We start from the raw sequence: 20,393 nt of genomic DNA on the forward strand, positions 1-20,393 counted from the left end.
AACGAAACTCAGCGGCACAGTGCGGCACTCAAAAGTGCAGGTCAGAACCCCGTCAGCCTATTCCCACTCGGTGGTTATAGTTTTGCCGTCTCGTCACTCCAGTTGCACCCAGTTTTCGGCGGCATCTCGAAGTGAGTGCCGCTGAATGACGCGACGTCGCGTTTCATCGGCTTCGGGGACAAAAGCTGGGACAACTTCAAAAACCATTTTCAAACTCAGAGTATTGAGTTTTTATTTTTGTCCCAAGGGGCACGGAGAGCCGCCTTTGGAGGCTCGATATCGCCGAAAAACGCCCGTTTTGAAACTCAACCGCCTTTGAGCCTGCAAACCACCAGCTTCAACAGTAAGTGAGTCGACGCGGGTGGCTTACGAGCCGTTCACAAAACCGCAGGCCACAGGTCTTTGTCAACGATAAGCAAAGTGAATAGTCTCAGGTGGCTTGCCCATGAGTTGGCGTAAGCCTGTTTAGCAAAAGGCTAATCGGACACGACAGGCCGCCCGCATGGCGACGGCGTTTCCCGTGCGGGCACAAACAGCCCTGCGTGCCCTGTCGCGCGATATCCCAATGCGACGTTCAGAACCCTACCCGCCAAGCAGCCACCTCGCGAAATTCAGCACGAGCACGCCCTCCCGGGTATGGGGCTCATGCCTCGTGCGAGTGATGAGAATCTTCGGGAATGCATCCCCGATGGATAGAATCGGCGCAATCTCCCTCTCGAGCGTCGAATCGGCGCCGATATCGTCGCTCACATACACTTTCCTTCCCGGTTTCGAAACTTGGAAGGCAGTATGCGCAAGGATGCGTCGAGGTGCGATCCCAGTCGTACCATGCCAGCAGAGATGTCGAGGCACATTCGTTCATGCTGCAATGCGGGCATCGGAGATGAAAAACAGCCCGTCGGGTAGTCATGGGCGTGCGGGAGCCCGCATCAGTAACCTGCCTCCTCGGTTGTCCCTTCTTTGCATGGTCGTCTACATAAAGGAGGAACCAGCCATGCAGATCAGCATGCTTGCCCTTCTTGGGTCACGGACCGGGGAGGCGAGGGCCTCCGTCGGGACCGCCCCGAGCAACCGGCATATCCAAGGAATGACAAGGCTCGATCGCTGTGCTGGTCAGGATGCCGAAGCGGGCCGTCCGCCAATCGGAATGCGGGTCAGGATGCTGCAACGTGATTCCAGCTGCAGGATACGGCTCCTTTGCGGTTGCCGCAAAACCTGCTGGCAACATTCTTACTATCCGAATGATGTACGCATCCCTTGGGATCGTTTCGCCTGACCAGGGCCATCTTCAGCGCCTCATCGGCCAGCTCGGCAGGCGCCTCTTCCACGCGTAATAGCCCTGGCGGGTCACCTATGCAACCAAAGATACAAAAGGAATCGAATGGCCAGAGAGGATTGCCCTTTCCGATGGTCGATTCTTGACAAGCAAACTCAAGCCTCGTTAATATTACATGGTTTGCCAGACCGAATTAACAAAGGAGGGGTGTCGTGGTTGGTCTTTTCCGCACGTGGATGAGCGCCTAGAAAGCGGCGCTGTTGTGGCGTCGCGCTGTTTTTCTGCACGCCATTTCACGATTGGACATAACCATGATATTTGAAACCTCTCGGCGCAGGTCTGTTTCGCTGTGCCATTCATGGCAATTTAAGATTTGTTTCGTATGGGGCGGGGAGCTCGTGTCGACATTGACGAGCTTGATTCTCCAAATGGGTCTCATTTGGCATATCGCCCTCACGACAGAATCATCTTCCCTCCTCTCCCTGGCATCGTTAGCAGGCTTTCTGCCGATTGCTTTGTTCGGAGTCCTTGCGGGCGCCGTTGTCGACAGGCTGCCTTTGAAACGTGTTCTCATCGGCGCCGACCTCTTCGTTGCCGCGGTGGGCGCCGCCTTGGCGATTGCCTCGTTGGCCGGCAGCTTACCTGCGTGGTCAATACTCATCGCCCTGTTTCTCCGCGCAGCTGGCACTTCGTTCTACACGCCGGCCTCCCAATCCCTCACGCCCCATCTCGCCCCGCCAGAGCATCTCGTTCGCCTATCGGGAGTGATGCAGGCGATTCAGTCCGCCGGATACATTCTTGGCGCCGCGCTCGCGGCAGTGATTTATCCTGTGGCGGGCATTACCGCCATGATTGCCCTCGACGTGCTGGGGGCGCTTTTCGCTTCTCTAGCTGTCCTCGCCGCTCAGATAGACGCAGGAGGACTCGACGAAGCCGACCGCAGCTCGTCCTTTTCCAATAAAGTTCGAGAACTTTTCTCTGAGATTTCGGACGGCTACAAGCTGATCAGGGGATACAGGGGGCTGTTCGCCCTTCTTTGGTGCGGGTTCGTCTTCGCTTTCGCGTTCTCCCCACTCGCGGCATTGTTCCCAATAATGACCTTGGGACATTTTGGCGGTAGCACGGGGGATGCTGCTTTGGTGGAGGTCCTTTTCTCCGCAGGCATGCTGGCTGGGTCCGGCATTTTGGCGGCCACGGGAGGGTTCCGCAATAAGTCGCTCACCATGGTCGCCGCGATCGCCGGCTTCGGCGTCGTCGCAATCGCATCCGGATTGCTCGGCCCGTCGATGTTCGCCGTTTTCCTACCGGCGAGCTTTCTTATGGGCGCATGCTCCCCGTTGTACGCGGGAACCCAGACTGCCCTTATGCAGGAGCAGATACCTCCTGAGTACCTAGGCCGCGTTTTCGGCCTCTACGGAACCATCATGGCGTGGGCCATGCCCATGGGCCTCGCGGCCCCCTCCGTTTTTGCGGATCTGCTTGGAGCTCCGTTATGGTTCGTCGGCTCTGGAGCGACCATGGTACTGCTTGCGATGGCTATGCTGCTTGCTCCGAGCGTCCGAAACGTGGGGAAAAGAGATACCGGGCGGATTCAATAGCCCAAGTATTCGAAAAAAAGAGGCGGCAGCCATCGGTTCACGCGTCAGCCTTCAAGCCCTTGCGACGACGAGGTATTGCGCCGACATCCCACATCGCGCTCCTTATTCGTCGCCAACTATCATTTTCGGATTTGCCGGCTTGCGCAAGGTCAAAACGCTCGCGCCGGCAATTGGGCAAAGGCGAAAAATCGACGTGAGCAATCTTTTTTGGCATAGCTGCGCTTCCAGTAAAAGGCTAATACACAAAAGGCGGTTCAACCTATGGAACTCATAGTCAAAGCTAAAGACATCTTTTTGGAATATGCCGGCCGCGATATCCTGGATATCGAAGAGTTGGAAATCTACTCCTACGATCGCATCGGCTTGGTGGGAGACAATGGCGCAGGCAAAACCAGCCTGCTTAAAATTCTGAGCGGCAATCTTACCATTGCGGACGCCGACGTCAGGCGCTTCGGCAGCATTGCCCTCATCGGCCAACTCGATGAACTCGACCTTGATGCGGCTCAGGACAGTGGTGAGATGCTCTCCCGTCTCAACGTCGCCGGAGTGGCGCAGGAGACGATGAGCGGCGGGGAGGAAACACGCGCCAAGATTGCCTCTGCACTCTCCCAGCATGCAAGCGCGATCTTCGCCGACGAGCCTACGAGCCACCTCGACCAAGACGGCATCCGCCTTCTCGTCGGACAACTCAAGGCATTTGATGGGGCTCTGCTCATCGTGAGCCATGACCGTCATTTTCTCGACCAGGTGGTAGACAAGATCTGGGAGCTCAAAGACGGCGGTATTTCCGAATTCTGGGGTGACTACTCCGACTATCTGCGACAGAAAGAAGAAGAGCGCAAAGCTCAGGCGACTCGATACGAAGAGGCGATGCGCGAGCGCGATCGCCTCGAAGCCGCCATCGAAAAACAACGGAAAAAAGCACGGCAGGTCGACGCCAAGCGGAAGGCTGCGAAAAAAAGCAACGAGTATGCAGGTCGATTGGGGCATCAGAAAGCAACCGGCACCAAACAGAAGAGGATGTACCAGGCGGCTAAGGACATGGAGAAGCGCCTCGAAGCGCTCGAAGGGATTGAGGCCCCAGATAGCATTCGCGCCGTGCGGTTCCGCCAGAGCAAGGCCCTGGAACTGCATAGTAAATTTCCCATCTCGGCAGACGATTTCAGCTTGAGCTTCGGCAACTGCATGCTCTATGACCACGCGAAATTCGAGATACCGCTCGGTGCCAAAGTGGCCATCACCGGTGGCAACGGTACAGGAAAGACCAGCCTGCTGAAGGCAATCGCTCGACGCGCCGACGGTATCAACATCTCTCCCAAGGCAGAGATCGGTTACTTCGAGCAAACAGGCTACAAGTTCGACGCCCGTCAGTCTGCGATCTCGTTCATGCAGGATGGTTGCGAGTACAGCATGACCGAAATTCGAGGCATCCTCGCCTCTATGGGAATCGGACCGCGCGACCTGACAAAGGACGTTGGCGTTCTCTCGGGAGGCGAAGTCATCAAGCTGCTACTCGCGAAGATGCTGCTGGGCAGATACAACATCTTGCTCATGGACGAGCCTGGAAATTACCTGGACATCAAGAGCGCCGAAGCCCTCGAGCAGATGATGAGCGCCTATGCCGGAACGATAGTGTTCGTCTCCCACGATAAGAGGCTGGTCGAGAACGTCGCAGACATTGTCTACGAAATAAAGGACACCAAGCTAGTCAAAATCTTTCAGCGCGAATAGCCCTAAATGAGCAAGAAATAATCCCCGAACGGAGACAAGGGAGTAAAACGGCAAAGAAAGAGCCTCCGTCCCAACGCAGGGAACGGAGGCTCTTTAATCGCTTTTACTCATCTCCGTCGCTGGTGGCTTTGTCATGACTCTCGTACGAAACGAAACTCAGCGGCATAGTGCGGCACTCAAAATCGCAGGTCAGAACCCTGTCGTCCTACTCCCACTCGACAAATTCAAGTATATGAGGAAGTATTTCTCTTGAATTTACAGGTAAAATATTCGCAAATTTGCTAATATTTTACCTGCTATTTTCGGCTGTCAATTTTCTTAGTATCAAAATAGTATCACAAGAGGCTGGAAAATGCAACAGAATTATGTGGAGCTCTACATAATTCTGTAACCTTCTTTGCTGTGGTGTATCAAGTAATCTTACTGAACATATGGCGCACCTTGTCCAGGCGGCTGTTTGGACGGCGGGGCTGGATGACCGGCTCGCCGACAGCGGCCTGATACCCTTTCAGTTCTGTAAGACATACGCTCCGCCCGTTGGTGTAAAAGGCCAGATCAGTACGGTATGCCTGTATATAGCGGGCGGGAATTTCGCCAGTAAAGACAACTTCATCCTTTTTTACCTGGGCCGTTTCGATGGTGGCACAGTATTTCGGTGCATCATGATAAGCCCTGGAAAGGTATTCCTGGGGCGCATAGAGGGTGAAGGAGAGATAAGGTTCCAGCAGCTGCGTCCCCGATTCCTTCAATGCCTGTTCCAATACAATCGGGGCCAATGAGCGGAAGTCCGCCGGCGTGCTGACTGGACTGTAATAAAGCCCGTATTCAAAGCAAATCTTACAGTCCGTTACGTTCCAGCCGAACAAGCCCTGCTCCAGCCCGTAACGGATACCATCCCTGACAGCGTTTTGAAAACTCTGGTTCAAGTATCCCAGCGAAACCCGGCTCTCGTATTGTACGCCGGAGCCAAGCGGGAGTGGTGTAACAGACAGTCCGATAGATGCCCAAAACGGGTTGGGCGGCACCTCGATATGGATGGTGTGGCTGGCTGCTTTGAGCGGCCGCTCCATATAAATGAGGGTGGGTTCCTTTACCACTGTTTCAATCTTGTATTTTTCCGACAGCAAAGCGGAAACGACCTCCAACTGCACCCGGCCCAAAAAAGAAAGAATGATCTCATGGGTGATGGAATCCACTTCGCAGCGCAAAAGCGGGTCAGTATCCGCAAGTTGCGTAAGAGCGTCCAGCAGCCGTTCTCTTTGCGCTGCCGTTTTCGGCGCAATCGTCGTCCGCAGCATGGGGAGGGGGGCCTCGCGCCACCTTTTACGAGGGAGCCGGGTTTGATCCCCTAATACATCGTTTAACCTCACGCTGTCGCTGGGAAGGATAACAATTTCGCCCGGATAAGCGGTGTCTGTCCGAACAATTTCCCCTTTGGATGGAATACGCATCTCTGTGATTTTCAGCTTTTCTCTCCCGGCCAGGGCCACCGTATCCCGCAGGCGCAGCGTTCCGCTGTATAGCCGCAGATAGACACGCCGCTGGCCGCAATCGGTGTACTCAACCTTGAAAACGCTGCCGCATAGGGTGGCGCTCCCCTGTTCCCCAATCGGTTGGAACAGTCCTGTCACCGCATCCATCAACGGTTGAATGCCAAGGCCCTTTTTGGCGCTGCCATGATAGACCGGAAACAGGGAGGCTTCTTGAACCCGCCGCTGTTCCTCCCGCGCAAGTTTTTCCTGGCTGATTGGTTCTCCTGCGATATACTTTTCCAATAATGCATCGTTATTTTCGATGACCGCATCCCATGCTTCTATGTCGGTATTTTCCTCCAGGACTATTTCCGGGGACAGCGACACCGTCTGCTTGATGATAATATCGGCGGAGAGCTTATCCCGAACAGACTGAACCACGCTCTGCAAATCAACGCCAGCCTGGTCGATCTTGTTGATAAAGATAACGGTGGGAATGTTCATTTTCCGCAGGGCATGGAACAGAATACGGGTCTGGGCCTGCACGCCATCTTTCGCGGAGATCACCAAGATGGCCCCATCTAAAACAGCCAAAGAGCGGTACACCTCCGCCAAAAAATCCATGTGGCCGGGCGTATCCACAATGTTAACTTTACATCTGTGCCACTGGAAGGAAGTGACTGCCGCTTGAATGGTAATCCCACGCTGCCGCTCCAACAGCATGGTGTCCGTCCTCGTTGTCCCTTTTTCGACGCTCCCTGGTTCTGAAATGGCTCCACTGGCATATAGCAGACTCTCCGTCAAGGTCGTCTTTCCAGCGTCTACATGGGCAAGAATCCCGATATTGATAATGTTCATGTCTATCCTCCATACAAGGCCCGAATGGGCGCAAAAATCCCCAGCGGCTAATACTTTTACCGCTGGGGATCATGACTTCGGACACACAAAAACACACACGGCTTACATAAGCTGCTGTCCGTCACGATATTTGCTTAAAAGGCAAAAGTATTCTTAAATTGGGTACAAAAACCAAGCCCCTGCAAGGGGCAAGCATTTTTGCGCCCATTATCAAATTTTATTTAAGAATACCTTGCCGCATATTTGGTAGACTCCTCAAATCAGGATAATAACAGTATATCATAGTGCGCTCTAAAAAACAAGAAATTATTTTACCCGATTCCCCAAATAAAACTGGAGGGCATTCACTGGAACACCCTCCATTTTTGGTGATTATCGCAACCGAATCAGGACGCCAGGCTAGGCGGTGAGCTCCGCTCGCACCTGCGTATGCTGAGTTTTTACTCCCCATTGCATGCAAAGGCATTTTCGACGCACCCGGGGAGTAAATGACGCAGTGGCTTACACGGCGGCACGCGGTAGTACGCCGCGGCATTTCCCCTGATTACTCCCGTTTTCATTGAGACGGAAAGATTCTTTACTCCCCATTAGCCACCTGGGGTAACGCCGTACGGAGACCGCAAAAACGCCCATTGAGTTCGATTTGAGTTTCACAGGCCACGAGACGGTCCCGTTTTGCCCTCGGAGACAAAAATCGCGCGTCTACTCACTTGGGATGAATCCTTACTCCCGTTCCTCCGAATGCCGCACCGTGCCTTGCCGTCTTGAAACACGGGGGAGTAAATTGCGAAATCGCAGGTGAAAGGGAGTAAAACGACAAAGAAAAAGCCTCCGTCCCAACGCGGGAACGGAGGCTCGGTTATCGTATTTACTCACCAACATCGCTGGCGGCTTTGCCATGACTCTCGTACGAAACGAAACTCAGCGGCACAGTGCGGCACTCAAAAATGCAGGTCAGAACCCTATCAGCCTACTCCCACTCAATCGTCGCGGGGGGCTTGGGCGTGATGTCGTAGACCACGCGGTTAATACCCTCGACCTCGCTCACAACGCGGCTCGAAATCTTGCTCAGCACGTCGTACGGAAGCTTGGCCCAGTCCGCGGTCATGGCGTCGGTACTCTCGACCGCGCGCAAAATAATGGTGTGGCCGTAAGTGCGCTCATCGCCCATCACGCCAACCGAACGGATGCTCGGCAACACCGCAAAATACTGCCAGCAGGCGTGCTCGGAGTTGCGCTTACCCGTTTGCTCAAAGAGGCGCTGGTTGTAGGCATCAAGCTCTTCTCTGACGATAAAATCAGCGTCCTTGAGCGTCGTGAGTTTCTCGTCGGTAATTTCGCCAATAATGCGAATAGCAAGGCCAGGGCCTGGGAATGGCTGACGATACACCATGGAATCGGGCAGACCCAGCGCGCTACCCAAGGCGCGGACCTCGTCTTTGAAGAAGTGATCCAGCGGCTCGACCAAATCAAAACGCACGCCTTCGGGGAAGGGAATCAGATTGTGGTGGCTCTTAATCGTGGAGGCCTTACCACCTGTTTTACGTGCGCCGCTCTCGATAATATCGGGGTAAATGGTGCCCTGTGCCAAATACTTCACGCCATCGAGCTTTTGCGCTTCCTCGAAGAAGACCTTCCAGAACTCGCGGCCAATGATGCGGCGCTTTTTTTCGGGATCGGTTACGCCCGCAAGCAGGCGCGCGTAGCGCTCTTCGGCGTGCACGTGCACCAGCGGAATATCAAACTCGTGGGCAAAGACTTGCTCGACGCTTTCGGGCTCGCCCTTGCGAAGCATGCCGTGGTTAACAAACACGCAGGTCAACTGGTCGCCCACCGCGCGATGCACGAGTGCTGCGGTCACGGCGGAATCCACGCCGCCGCTCAGCGCCAGGATGACTTTATCGGAGCCAATGTGCTCGCGGATCTCGGCAACCTTTGCTTCGATAAGGTTGTCCATCGTCCAGTTTGGCTCAAGTCCGCAAATCTTAAAGAGGAAATTCGAAAGCATGGTTTGCCCGTAGGCGGTGTGATTGACCTCGGGATGGAACTGCGTTGCAAAAAGACGGCGCTCGGGATTTTCGTACGCAGCAATGGGGCAGGTCTCGGTGCTTGCCGTAAGCGTAAAGCCCTCAGGAAGTCTGTCGACGGCATCGCGGTGGCTCATCCACACGGTTTGCTCGTCGGAAGGCGTGCCTTCCAACAGCTGCGACTCACCGTGGCGCGTCAGAGTTGCGGGACCATACTCGCCCTTCTCGGTATGTGCAACGCTACCACCGAGCGTGGCTGCCATGATTTGCTCGCCATAGCAAAAGCCGAGGATCGGCAGACCCAAATCAAAAATGGCGGGATCCATACTGGGGGCGTCTTCGGCATACACCGAGGCGGGGCCTCCCGATAAGATCACCGCTGCAGGTTCCATAGCCGCGAGCTCAGACGCCGAAATATCGCAGGGCACAAGCTCGGAATATACATGCAAATCGCGGACGCGACGTGCGATGAGCTGACCATACTGTGCGCCAAAATCAAGAACGACAACACGCTGAGACGTGCTCGAGGTGCTTGACGCACATGAGGCGCTCGATCCGCTCGGGACGTTCGACGTGTTTGAAGTATGTGAAGTGCTAGAGGCCATAGATACTCCTTTGAAGGTTGTGACAAGCGAGCGAATATCCGTGCGTGGGTGCGGCGGTGCGCACACTGCAACATAGCAATTTTATGCAGCATATAAATAAAACGCTCGTACTCGCTATAATAAACGATTATATGTGTTGAGACGACCATAAACGACTACGGAAACGGCTCATGTAAAACAAACGCATAAGTCGTTCGTTAAGATCCGAGAAGCCCGCAAGCTGGCGCCCACCGTGCTCGTACTCACTGTGTTCGTACCCACGGTGCTTGTACTGCACATGCCTGCACTGCACTTGTGCCAATCACGCTCGCACCACGGGATTCTCGGGACCTAAAGGAGCTTTTTGTGTTTCGTAAGACTAAAAATACCGATGAAGCAGTCGCATCATCTGCAGCGCACAACACGCCAAGCACGACGCATGGCGTTTCTCGTGGTGCCGACGCCCTCAATCGCTACCAGCAGCTACGCAAAAAGCGCTCACGCATAAGCATCCTAAAGCGCATTCTTGCAGGTATTGGCGTTGCAGCAACGCTTGGTATTATCGCCATCGCACTGTACATCGGCTATATTAACGCAACCCTGCAAAGCGGTATCGATAAAAACCTCCTCAAGCAACTGCATATGACCGAGCCCGGCAGCACTTTTTACATGCTGCTACTTGGTGTCGATAAGGACCAGAATCGCGTCAACAGCAAGGAGTACGGCAAGGATCCGCACGCGTACCGCTCTGACTCGATTATGCTTGTGCGTGTGGATCCCAAAAATAAAAAGGTGACCTTGGTATCTATTCACCGCGACACGCTCGTGGAACTCAAGGGGCACGGCAAACAAAAGATTAATGCCGCCTATTCGATTGGCGGGCCTGCCTACGCGACTGAAGTGATTTCTAAATTTGCGGGTGTGCCCATCTCGCACTACGCCGACATCGACTTTGACAATTTTGTTTCCGTGGTCGATAGCATCGGCGGTATCGAGGTGACCGTTCCCAAACGCGTCAACGACAAGAAGGGCACAGGCGAGGTGGTCGAGGCTGGCAAGCAGGTGCTCAACGGCAAGCAAGCCTTGGTTTTGTGCCGCGCGCGGCACGCCTACGATGCCTATGGTGACGGAGACCTGTATCGCGCCGCTAACCAGCGCATGGTCATCTCGGCCATTGGTAAAAAGATTCTCGAGCTCGACCCCGTGAGCATGACCAATGCAATTGCTAAGCTTGCAAACGCCGTGACAACCGACATGGACGTGAACACCATTGTTGGTCTTGCAACGCAGTTGCGCGGTATTAATACCGAGAAGGACATCTATTCTGGCATGGAGCCTACGACCTCGCGTTATGTCAATAACACCTGGTACGAGATTTGCAACACGAGCGCCTGGCAAAAGATGATGCAGCGCGTTAACAAGGGACTTTCGCCTTACGAGCGTCCAGAAGATAACCCCACCATTGGTATTGCGGGTGTTTCGGGGGGCTTTAGCAACACGCCGACAACGGGTAATGAATCGACGACGCCCAACGGTACCAACCCCAACGGTACCAACCCCAACGCCGCTGGCACCAATACCCAGGCGAATCGTTCGGGACGTGTGCGCGTCTTAAATGCTGCGGGAACAAATGGTCTTGCAGGACGCATTAGTGCGACTCTCAAAAATCGGGGCTTCAATGCAAAACCTGGTAACGCTAACACCACGTATAAAAAGACGATCATCGTGTACAACGGCGATAACGAGGCAACTGCCCAAGCCATTAATGATACCTTGGGTGGCGGCATTAAGGTTGTCAAGAATAACGGCCAATATGCCACAGATTATGACGTTTTCGTTATCGTGGGTGCCGATAAGAGCAAGCAGCGGTAGAACTTACACGTTTTCTTGAAGGTAGACCATAAAACACTCCGCCATAAACCGAAAGGCTTTGAATGCACCTCACAAAACTTTTTTGAATCGTGGGGTGCAAAATGGGCGAAGAACCTAGAGTCGTAAAATTCTCAGCGCTACAGAATCATCGGAAACTTATCAAATAAGGCTATAGTGCTTCAATATCCATCTGTACTTCGTAATTTTTTCACAGAGAAACCCTTACTAAAGGTTAGACACCATTAGCTTGAAAGACTTTGTTCAATGGTTGTAGCTGACAGTAAAGCTACACGTTAAATCTAAAGTGCATGATATCGCCATCCTGAACAACGTAATCCTTGCCTTCCATGCGCAAACGACCAGCGTTTTTACAGCCAGCTTCTCCATTGTAGGCAACGTAGTCCTCAAAGCTCGCAACTTCAGCTTTAATAAAGCCTCGCTCAAAATCTGAGTGGATCACACCAGCAGCCTGTGGAGCTTTAGCACCCACGGGAATAGTCCATGCCTTGACTTCCATCTCACCCGCAGTGAAATAACTTTGCAGTCCCAACAAAGAGTAGGCTTCTTGGGCCAGCGTCTCAAGTCCGCTTTTTTCCAAGCCGAGCGAATCAAGATACTCACGCGCATCCGCAGGGTCAAGGTCAGCAAGCTCTGCTTCTATCTCGGCACACACGGCAATCGGCTTTTGTCCATCCAGCATGTCGAGCTCAGTCTTTAAGCCATCTTCATCGGTGTTGGCAACATACAAAACGGGTTTCATCGTAAGCAAAAACAAATCATGCGCCGCGATCTTCTCGTCATCGCTCATATCCATCTGAGCGGCACGGTAACCTTCATTGAGCCATGCCTCCAACTTGCGAGCAATCTCGAGTTTGGACAGGTTGTCCTTATCGCGCTTGGCCTCTTTTTCGAGCTTTGGTAAGGCTTTTTCCAGCGTTGCCAAGTCTGCCAAAATGAGCTCCGTGTTGATAATCTCGACATCGGAAGCTGGATCCACGCGCCCCTCAACATGCACGACGTCGGGGTCTGAAAAATAACGAACAACCTGGCAGATAGCATCGGTCTCACGAATGTTTGCCAAAAACTGGTTGCCCAGGCCCTCGCCCGCATTGGCGCCTTTGACCAAGCCGGCGATGTCGACAAATTCCACGGTAGCGGGCACAATGCGCCCAGGATTCACGATGTCGGCAAGGGTTTGCAGACGCGCGTCAGGCACATCAACAATGCCGACGTTGGGGTCGATCGTGGCAAAAGGATAGTTGGCGGCCAGCCCCGACTTACGCGTCAGCGCCGTGAACAGGGTCGACTTACCAACGTTGGGCAATCCTACAATACCTATCGACAAAGCCATCTTCGTGTACCTTTCTTATGCGTGCGCAGCTCTCGTGTGCAATAGCTTTCGCTTGCAGCAATCCCCGATCACGCAAACTCGCTTCAAGCTTGCTGCGTCATAATCACTTGAAATAGTCGCTGCTTAGTATAAGGGATAAACTAGCGCACGTCCTCAGCGGCATCTCCTATATGCGAAATAACACGCAATCCCTGCCGAGAAGATCGTCGAGTTTGTCGAGCATGACCAATAATTGCGGGGGCTGCGGAGGCCTTGTCGGCGTGTTTTTGGGTGCGCCCATTAGCACTCTTTTCGGCGCTCTGCTCGGCTCGCTCGTCGACGCATGCATCGGTGCGCTGATTAATACGCTTATCGGCAATATATACTAGCAGCGGTTCGTCAGGCGCGAACGCGGGCGCTGTGGTGGATGCTGATGTATTTTGGTTGGGCGTACTGGGAGCGCTTGCTGAAGAGCGGCGCTGCACCTCGTTGGTATTCTCGTCAACACCAGCGGCAGCCGCGCCAGACGCGCTAGCATCATCACGCACCAGCTCACTCGAGGCAAGTTCGTCGGCGCCGTCTGCTAAGACGCGCAGGGCAATGCCCACCGAATGCGCCGTGACGCCCTTCTCGCCAGCATCGTTCATCAAGACCTTAAAACTGCGCATAAGCTGCTGCTTTCCTTTTTGTGTCAGGGCATGCAGTCGCTCACGTTGACGAGCAAGTGCCGCTTCTTCTCGCTGTTTGACGGGGTCTTTGACGACAAGCGCCGCGGGGTCATACGGCTCCATAAACAGCGCGCCTGTAGGGCAGCTGCGCACACACGCGCTGCAGTCCATGCAGTAGATGGGCTCGACCGACACGCGCCCTCGATCGTTCATGTCGATGCAATGAGTGGGGCACACATCAACGCACAGATCACACGAGGTGCACTTAGTACTATCGCACACGGCGGTGCGCGGCGAAAAACGATCTGCCAGGCGCGGGTGATCTTGCAGCGCTTTGAGCAGCAGCTGTCGTTTTTGCACAATAGTGCGCTTGCGGCGCGATGAACTCGTCTCGCCCGTTATACGCTCGAGCGACGTTTGCAGCTCGTCAATGCGACGGCCGTGCTCCTGCAGTTTTTGCTGCACGCTCACAGCGCCTGCAACCAACGGATTATGCATCGCGAGCATCGATTGCCCCGCCCGCAGCGCATTGTTCACAAATTGCTGACGCTCGTAGGAGCGCTTTTTAGCATGATTGAGTTTGCGTGGATTGGTCTCGAGACCCACGCTGCGACCCGAGAGCTTCTCGGCACGCGCAATATAAGACATGTAGCAGGCCTCGCCCGTGGTGGTACGACAGGTATCGCACACGCCCTTGGGCAAAAAGACAGACAGGTTGGAATAATCCACCAACACCGAGAACCACACCTCAGCGGGCACGGCCCCCACGCAGGGCAAAAGCACTTCGTTTTCGGCGGGGTGGCGGCGCAAGGCGCGGGTGCAGGTCACGTAGCACATCTCGTGCGTTGCCGCAGCCTCGACAATGCGGTCATACAGCTGGCGCGCCGAATGGTGCGAATCGGTAAAGGCATCCGTCGGACACGCTGCCACGCACAGACCACACTTGCGGCACGCGTCCGAAACGCTAATCGCGCTCTTCTCGATAGTAATGGCCCCAACAGGGCAAACGCCCAAACAAGCCGAACACGCACCCGCATCGCGCGTCATGCAACGCGTGCAGGGAATGGTGTTTGCGCGGGGAGTAAATTTGTACGTATCGGGATTAAATGGAGTTTGTTGGCTGGAATCATCCAAGATGCGACCGAGCGCGTCCAACGGATTGGAAAGCGCGCTCAGATCGCTTTGCATATCTATGAAGCTGTCGAGAAGATCATGTCGTCCGTCAGCCATACAGTAAGCGCTCCTAGCGCAAGAACTTCTCGACCTCGGCCGTAATGCTGGGTGCATCAAAGCCGTAGTGACTCAAAAGCTCGAGGGCGGGACCCGACTGGCCAAACTCATCGCGCATACCAATGCGATGCACGGGTACGGGATGATGCTCGCCGAGTGTCTCGGCCACAGCGGAACCCAAACCACCAATGATGGAGTGCTCCTCGATGGTCACGACCTTGCCCGTCTTCGTGGCGCTTGCCACAATAAGCTCCTCGTCCAGAGGCTTAATCGTGTGGATGTTCACGACCTCGGCCGAAATGCCGTCTGCCTCAAGCGCGCGAGCGGCATCCAATGCTGCCGAGACCATAAGACCTGTGGCCACAAGGGTCACGTCCGAGCCTTCGCGCAGCACAATGCCGCGGCCCAGCTCAAAGTGGTAATCGGGATTCGTGTTAATAACGGGCGCAGCCAAGCGGCCAAAGCGCATGTACACGGGGCCCTCGTACTCGTAGGCAGCTTTCACTAAAGCACGCGCTTCAATATCGTCGGAGGGGCATGCCACTACCATGCCAGGGATGGTGCGCATAAGCGCAAGATCCTCATTGCACTGGTGAGTAGCGCCATCTTCGCCAACCGAAATACCCGCGTGAGTGGCGCCAATTTTAACGTTAAGGTGCGGATAGCCGATGGAGTTGCGGATCTGCTCAAAGGCACGACCCGCGGCAAACATCGCAAAGGTGCTCGCGAAGGGAACTTTACCTGTGGTAGCAATACCAGCAGCAAGACCCATGAGGTTAGCCTCAGCAATGCCTGCATCCAAAAAGCGTTCGGGGAATGCTGTTTTAAACATGCCTGTCTTGGTGGCTTCCGCAAGGTCAGCATCCAAAACGACCACATCATCGTGCGCGTGACCAAGCTCGACGAGAGCATGACCGTAGCTTTCGCGCGTTGCTATTTTTTTAACGTTGGTAACGTCAGGCTTGCCGCCAGGGATAACGTCGCTCACAGCTGCTCTCCAATCTTCTCAAGCTCAAGAAGAGCCTGCTCGGCCTGCTCATCATTGGGGGCTTTTCCATGCCAGCCAACCTGGTTTTCCATGTACGAAACGCCCTTACCCTTGATGGTTTTGCAAATGATAGCAACGGGCTTATCCTTCACGGAATGTGCCTCGGTAAAGGCGGCGCGTAGTTGATCAAAATCGTTGCCGTCGACCACATTGATCACGTGGAAATTAAAGGCTTCGAATTTCTCGTCAATAGGATACGGAGGATTGACCTCAACAATGGTACCGTCAATCTGCAGGTTGTTATTATCGACAATCACAATCAGGTTATCGAGTTTGTGGTTACCTGCAAACATGGCAGCTTCCCAGACCTGGCCCTCTTCGATCTCGCCGTCGCCCAAAAGCGCATAGACGCGAAAGTCGTCGCCAAAAATCTTCGCCGAGGTGGCCATGCCAACGGCTGCCGAAATACCCTGACCCAACGAGCCCGTGGTCATGTCGACACCAGGTGTGTCATTCATGTTGGGGTGCCCCTGTAGCGTAGAGTTCACGTGGCGCAAGGTGATGAGCTCGTCCTTCGAGAAGAAGCCCTTCTCGGCCAAGGTGGCATACAAACCAGGTGCGCAGTGACCCTTCGAAAGCACGAAGCGATCGCGTGCAGGATCGTTGGGATTTTTGGAGTTGATGTTCATCTCGACAAAATATAGGTAGGTAAAAATCTCGGTCGCGGACAGCGAGCCGCCGGGATGACCTGATTTAGCTGCATGAACGCCAACGATAATGCTTTTGCGAATCTCGTTCGCAAGTTTTTTGAGCGCGGGGGCATCCAGCGAGCGGCCGTCCGTTGTGCAACCGCCTGACGCGCAGGCATCTAGCTGTTGTTTTTCCATGTGGCTCCCCTACGCCTGTGCGACAACTTTGGCCCAGTCGGCAGCAAAGCTTGCCAGGCCCTGGTCAGTCAGAGGGTGATGCACGCATTTCTTCAGAGCACCAAAGGGTACGGTCACGATGTCGGCACCAAGCAGCGCCGCCTGGGTCACGTGATTGGGCGTACGCACCGAAGCAGTAATGATCTCGGGGCCACCCTCCTCGTCCCAGTAGCCGTAGCTGTAGTTCTTCACGCAATCAACCACGGTCTCGAGCTGGGCTATGCCGTCGTCGGCGATGTCGTCAAAGCGACCAACAAACGGCGAAATGTAACGAGCGCCAGCACGTGCAGCGAGCAGGGCTTGCGTTGCCGAGAAGACCAACGTCATGTTAACGCGAACGCCGTGACGGACAAGCTCATGCGTTGCAGGAAGCGAAGCCTCGCAAATGGGGAGCTTTACCACGATGTTGGGAGCAAGTGCGGCAAGGCGAATGCCATCAGCAATCATCTCTTCGGTAGTCTCGGCCGTGGACTCGGCAGAAACGGGAACATCGTCGCCGACAATCTTGCAAATCTTGACCATATGATCTTCAAAATCTGCCAGCTTACCACCCGTACGAGCATACAAGCTCGGGTTGGTGGTGACGCCGGACAAAATGCCCCAGCTTGCGGCTTCTTCGATATCTTTTAGATCAGCTGTGTCGATAAAAAACTTCATATGTCAATCTCCTTAACTGTTGAGCGACCGAACACAAGCGACGAAAGCCGCACCTGCGAAAAACCGTATCGCAGCGGTCGGCAGCGCCACAGCGCGCAGGTCGCACGGTTTACTTAGTCCTCCAGACCAGCATTGATCAGATCGGCAAGCGCTTGGGTATCATCGGTTGCACGAACTGCATCTCTGAACTTCTCGTCCATAAGCATAACAGCTGCCTTGGACAGGAGCTTTAAGTGAGTTGTTCCAGCTTCAAGACCAGGCACAAGCAGGGCAAGTGCTACGTCAACAGGTTGATCATCAAACGAAGGCCACTCAACAGGCTTGACGAGCTTCAGAAGCAGGATGCCGGCTTTATTAATAACATCACATTTGGCATGAGGAACAGCAAAACCATGCTCCATGCCCGTTGCGCCTTGCTCTTCACGAGCGATAAATGCGTCGTAGATACTCTTGGCGTCATCGCCAAAGCCCAACTCGACACCTTTTTGGGAAATAAGCTCAAGCGCCTTCTCACGAGAATCAACATCAACCTGGACAAGAATCTGGTCGGAGCTTACAAACTTACTCACAAAAACCTCCCTAAAAAATGAGCGGCCAGCAATCATTTGCCAGCCGCCCAGACTTACACCGAACTTCTCACCTTAGTCTTCAAGCGCAGCGCATACACGAGAAGTCAAATGATCAAGGTTCAGGCACTCTACATACTGGCGGATGGGGCGCTTGATGTGTTCGATCACAAAACGCTTGCCATCAATACCAGCGGCCGTAAGGTTAGTGTACAGCTTATCCATCTCTGTTTTAACCTCATTATCATTAAAAACGTAATGACCAGAGATATCAAGAATTTTTAGCGAGAGTTCTTCGTCGGCGAGAATATCTGCGACTTGCAGCTTGGTTTGCTCGCCCACCATCCACTTGCGCCAACGCTCGGTCTTGATGGCCTTGACCAGCAAGACTTCCTTCAAGTTGGAAGGATCTTTGCAAAGGCCTTCTTTCACCAAGATGTCCTGAACCGCGCAGAGCTTCAGGTATGCACGCGTCTCCTCGGTACCGTACTGCGGCGCGACGTTTGAGGCGGTCACGCGAGCAGGAATGTGCTCGAGCAAGGTGACGTCATCCATGTAGTCGGCGTTGTGCTCCTTGAGGCCCACGCCGTAGCGTGCGGCCATGTGCGAAAGTTCAATGGCGTTCTTAAAGTCGTAGTGCCCAACCTGCTCGGTGTAGCGGGTGAGCGTACCCGTCTGTCCTACGATGAAGGTGGGCATGGGCAGGTTGCGACGACCAAGCTCTACCTGCAAGTACTTGATGAATTCCTCGTACTTATCGGCAGACGTAAGGCCACCGTTGGTCTCTTCGGTGCCAACCTCGTAGCCGATCTCGGGAAGGCCTAGCGCACGGCGCTGCTGCTCGCAGTACTCGATAAGTTCGACGGTGCGGCGCTCGACAACGTCCAGGGGGATAACCTTGCCAATGACAAAGGGGTCCTTGGTGGGGTCAATCATCAGCAGGTCAAAGCCAGCTTTAATGTCAGCGAGATAGGAAGCCTTGGCCTTCTCCATAGCCTCGTCCTCGGGTAGGTGTGCATTGCGCTCCTCGTCGCGCTGCCAGGGACCACCGTGGTCGCGGCACAAATAGTACAGGCCGTCAAAGCCGACCTCGTCGGCAGCCTTTTTAATGTCAGCAGCAAAACGAACCTGATCCCAGCCGTTGACGTAGCCAGCACCAAACTCGTCCGAGTCAACCTGGTTGCGGCTTGCAATGAACATCAGAGGGAAATCGTGCTCCCGCGCAAGTTCGAATGACGCTTGCAACAGGTTGGGAGACATAGGTCCAATGCCTAAAATAGTCGACGATGTTCCAGACTCCTGCAGCTTGAGCATTCCTTCAACACATTTCTTGATAGGGAGCTTTTCCATGAAGATCCTTCCATTCCTAATTCGAAATTTACTACTTGTACTACTTTGCTCGTGATGTATCGTACCTTGCGCGTGTCAGCGCACGTAAGCGCAGCGACCTTCGCGCGATCTTCTCGTCAGGCGCTCAAGGTGCTTACTTTGCGTCTGCAGCCAGCTTTGGCTTCATGACAATCAGGATGACCGCGCCGACAAGCGCACCAATAACGATGTCCAAACAGAACAGGGGCATGTTATTCGTGGCAAATGCGACGATAAAACCACCGTGAGGCACGAAGCACTCGATGCCCTGGATAACGGCCAGCGCAGCACCCACAGCCGAACCGATCATGATGCCTGGCAGCGTGTGTGCCAGATCCTTAACTGCAAAGGGGATGGCTCCCTCGGTAATGCCGATGCAACCCATGAAGATGGCCGAGACACCCATTTGGCGGTCGGTCTCGTCGAATTTATTGCGAGCGAGAAGGGCGGCGATGCCGCAGGCTAAAGGCGGTACCGCAACGGCAACGCGAAATGCGCCATTAGGGCCATACACAGCCGTGGTCATCAGGGCCATGGTAAAGGTAGAGGCCGTCTTGTTAACAGGGCCACCCATATCAAAGGCGGTCATAAGGCCAATGACGATGCCGAGGACAACAGCGGATCCACCCTGCAAATTCTTGAGGAGGTCTGTCAGCCAACCCATAAAGGCGCCCAGGGGCACAGCTAATACGTAGACGTACAAAAGACCCCAGACCAGCGAGGTAAGGATCGGGATGATGAGGATGGGCATGATGGTGCGGATAACATCGTTGACCTTCCAGGTCTTCATCCATTTAACCCAGTAACCGACACAGATGGCCAAAACCATGCCACCCAAAAAGCCAGTCGAAACTTCCGTCTCGCCAACCATAACGGGGTTGCTCACGAGGTAACCCATAATAAAGCCTGGCGCTAAAGCGGGCTTACCCGAAAGCGAATATGCAATATACGCTGTCATGACTGGGATCATCATCTTGATACCAGCCATACCAATCACGTTCAAATTCTGCATGAAGGGATTGGTGAGCTCCATGCCACCCGCGCCTGCTTTACCAGACGCAAGAGAAAATGCTAAAAACACACCGCCGACGACCACAATGGGGATAAAGTACGATACGCCCGTATTGAAAGCTTTGAGCAGGTCTTTGCCCAAGTTATCGAACAACCCCTTCTGTTTTTTCTCCGAAGCCATTTTGTTCCTTTCCAAGAGAACAACACTTACTCGACACGTGCTTTATTGCT

The 20,393-nt window shown here is 54.1% G+C and carries 15 protein-coding genes; 4 read left to right on the forward strand and 11 right to left on the reverse strand.

The window, feature by feature from the left end:
- Positions 1-582: 582 nt before the first annotated feature.
- Complete coding sequence (locus HMPREF3192_RS06755; protein ID WP_157966984.1) at positions 583-750, reverse strand: hypothetical protein; 168 nt, start codon at positions 748-750, stop codon at positions 583-585.
- A gap of 419 nt (positions 751-1,169) precedes the next feature.
- On the opposite strand from HMPREF3192_RS06755, the gene HMPREF3192_RS06760 reads away from it, so the two are divergent.
- From HMPREF3192_RS06760 to abc-f, 3 genes are all read left to right on the forward strand, one after another.
- On the forward strand, positions 1,170-1,334 hold the full coding sequence (locus tag HMPREF3192_RS06760; RefSeq protein WP_156334367.1) for a hypothetical protein: 165 nt from the start codon (positions 1,170-1,172) through the stop codon (positions 1,332-1,334).
- 253 nt (positions 1,335-1,587) lie between these two features.
- Positions 1,588-2,874 carry an MFS transporter gene (locus HMPREF3192_RS02525; RefSeq protein WP_066305042.1) on the forward strand — a complete coding sequence of 429 codons (1,287 nt, stop codon included), beginning with the start codon at positions 1,588-1,590 and terminating at the stop codon, positions 2,872-2,874.
- 261 nt (positions 2,875-3,135) lie between these two features.
- Positions 3,136-4,605, forward strand: coding sequence for a ribosomal protection-like ABC-F family protein (gene abc-f, locus HMPREF3192_RS02530; RefSeq protein WP_005987409.1), 1,470 nt, complete (start codon positions 3,136-3,138; stop codon positions 4,603-4,605).
- A 410-nt stretch (positions 4,606-5,015) separates the two neighbouring features.
- On the opposite strand, the gene tet(W) is transcribed toward abc-f, so the two are convergent.
- Positions 5,016-6,935, reverse strand: coding sequence for a tetracycline resistance ribosomal protection protein Tet(W) (tet(W), locus tag HMPREF3192_RS02535; protein ID WP_066305045.1), 1,920 nt, complete (start codon positions 6,933-6,935; stop codon positions 5,016-5,018).
- A gap of 970 nt (positions 6,936-7,905) precedes the next feature.
- On the reverse strand, positions 7,906-9,567 hold the full coding sequence (gene guaA / locus HMPREF3192_RS02540) for a glutamine-hydrolyzing GMP synthase (protein WP_082715577.1): 1,662 nt from the start codon (positions 9,565-9,567) through the stop codon (positions 7,906-7,908).
- 345 nt (positions 9,568-9,912) lie between these two features.
- On the opposite strand from guaA, the gene HMPREF3192_RS02545 reads away from it, so the two are divergent.
- Positions 9,913-11,418 carry an LCP family protein gene (locus tag HMPREF3192_RS02545; RefSeq protein ID WP_066305047.1) on the forward strand — a complete coding sequence of 502 codons (1,506 nt, stop codon included), beginning with the start codon at positions 9,913-9,915 and terminating at the stop codon, positions 11,416-11,418.
- Positions 11,419-11,704: 286 nt separating this feature from the next.
- Here the strand turns inward: HMPREF3192_RS02545 and ychF are convergent, their stop codons facing one another.
- The 8 genes from ychF to HMPREF3192_RS02585 all read right to left on the reverse strand — a co-directional run bounded on the left by ychF (position 11,705) and on the right by HMPREF3192_RS02585 (position 20,343).
- Positions 11,705-12,769 carry a redox-regulated ATPase YchF gene (ychF, locus tag HMPREF3192_RS02550; protein WP_066305049.1) on the reverse strand — a complete coding sequence of 355 codons (1,065 nt, stop codon included), beginning with the start codon at positions 12,767-12,769 and terminating at the stop codon, positions 11,705-11,707.
- Positions 12,770-12,909: 140 nt separating this feature from the next.
- Entirely contained in the window at positions 12,910-14,646 is a 1,737-nt protein-coding gene (locus HMPREF3192_RS02555; RefSeq protein ID WP_066305051.1) for a 4Fe-4S binding protein, read from the reverse strand.
- A 13-nt stretch (positions 14,647-14,659) separates the two neighbouring features.
- Complete coding sequence (locus HMPREF3192_RS02560; protein WP_231723334.1) at positions 14,660-15,634, reverse strand: transketolase family protein; 975 nt, start codon at positions 15,632-15,634, stop codon at positions 14,660-14,662.
- On the reverse strand, positions 15,631-16,521 hold the full coding sequence (locus tag HMPREF3192_RS02565; RefSeq protein ID WP_197414544.1) for a transketolase: 891 nt from the start codon (positions 16,519-16,521) through the stop codon (positions 15,631-15,633). Before HMPREF3192_RS02565 ends, HMPREF3192_RS02560 begins: the two co-directional genes overlap by 4 nt.
- A 9-nt stretch (positions 16,522-16,530) precedes the next feature.
- Positions 16,531-17,217 carry a transaldolase family protein gene (locus HMPREF3192_RS02570; protein WP_066305052.1) on the reverse strand — a complete coding sequence of 229 codons (687 nt, stop codon included), beginning with the start codon at positions 17,215-17,217 and terminating at the stop codon, positions 16,531-16,533.
- Between the two features lie 113 nt (positions 17,218-17,330).
- The gene (locus HMPREF3192_RS02575) at positions 17,331-17,786 is read right to left on the reverse strand and encodes a PTS sugar transporter subunit IIA (protein WP_231723335.1); all 456 of its coding nucleotides are present in this window, start codon (positions 17,784-17,786) and stop codon (positions 17,331-17,333) included.
- A gap of 72 nt (positions 17,787-17,858) precedes the next feature.
- Entirely contained in the window at positions 17,859-19,133 is a 1,275-nt protein-coding gene (locus tag HMPREF3192_RS02580) for a class II D-tagatose-bisphosphate aldolase non-catalytic subunit (RefSeq protein WP_066305055.1), read from the reverse strand.
- Positions 19,134-19,266: 133 nt separating this feature from the next.
- A complete protein-coding gene (locus HMPREF3192_RS02585) occupies positions 19,267-20,343 on the reverse strand; it encodes a PTS fructose transporter subunit IIC (protein WP_197414545.1) in 1,077 nt (358 codons plus the stop codon).
- Between the last annotated feature and the right edge of the window lie 50 nt (positions 20,344-20,393).

The organism is Atopobium deltae (genome assembly GCF_001552785.1).
Taxonomy (GTDB): Bacteria; Actinomycetota; Coriobacteriia; order Coriobacteriales; family Atopobiaceae; genus Atopobium; species Atopobium deltae.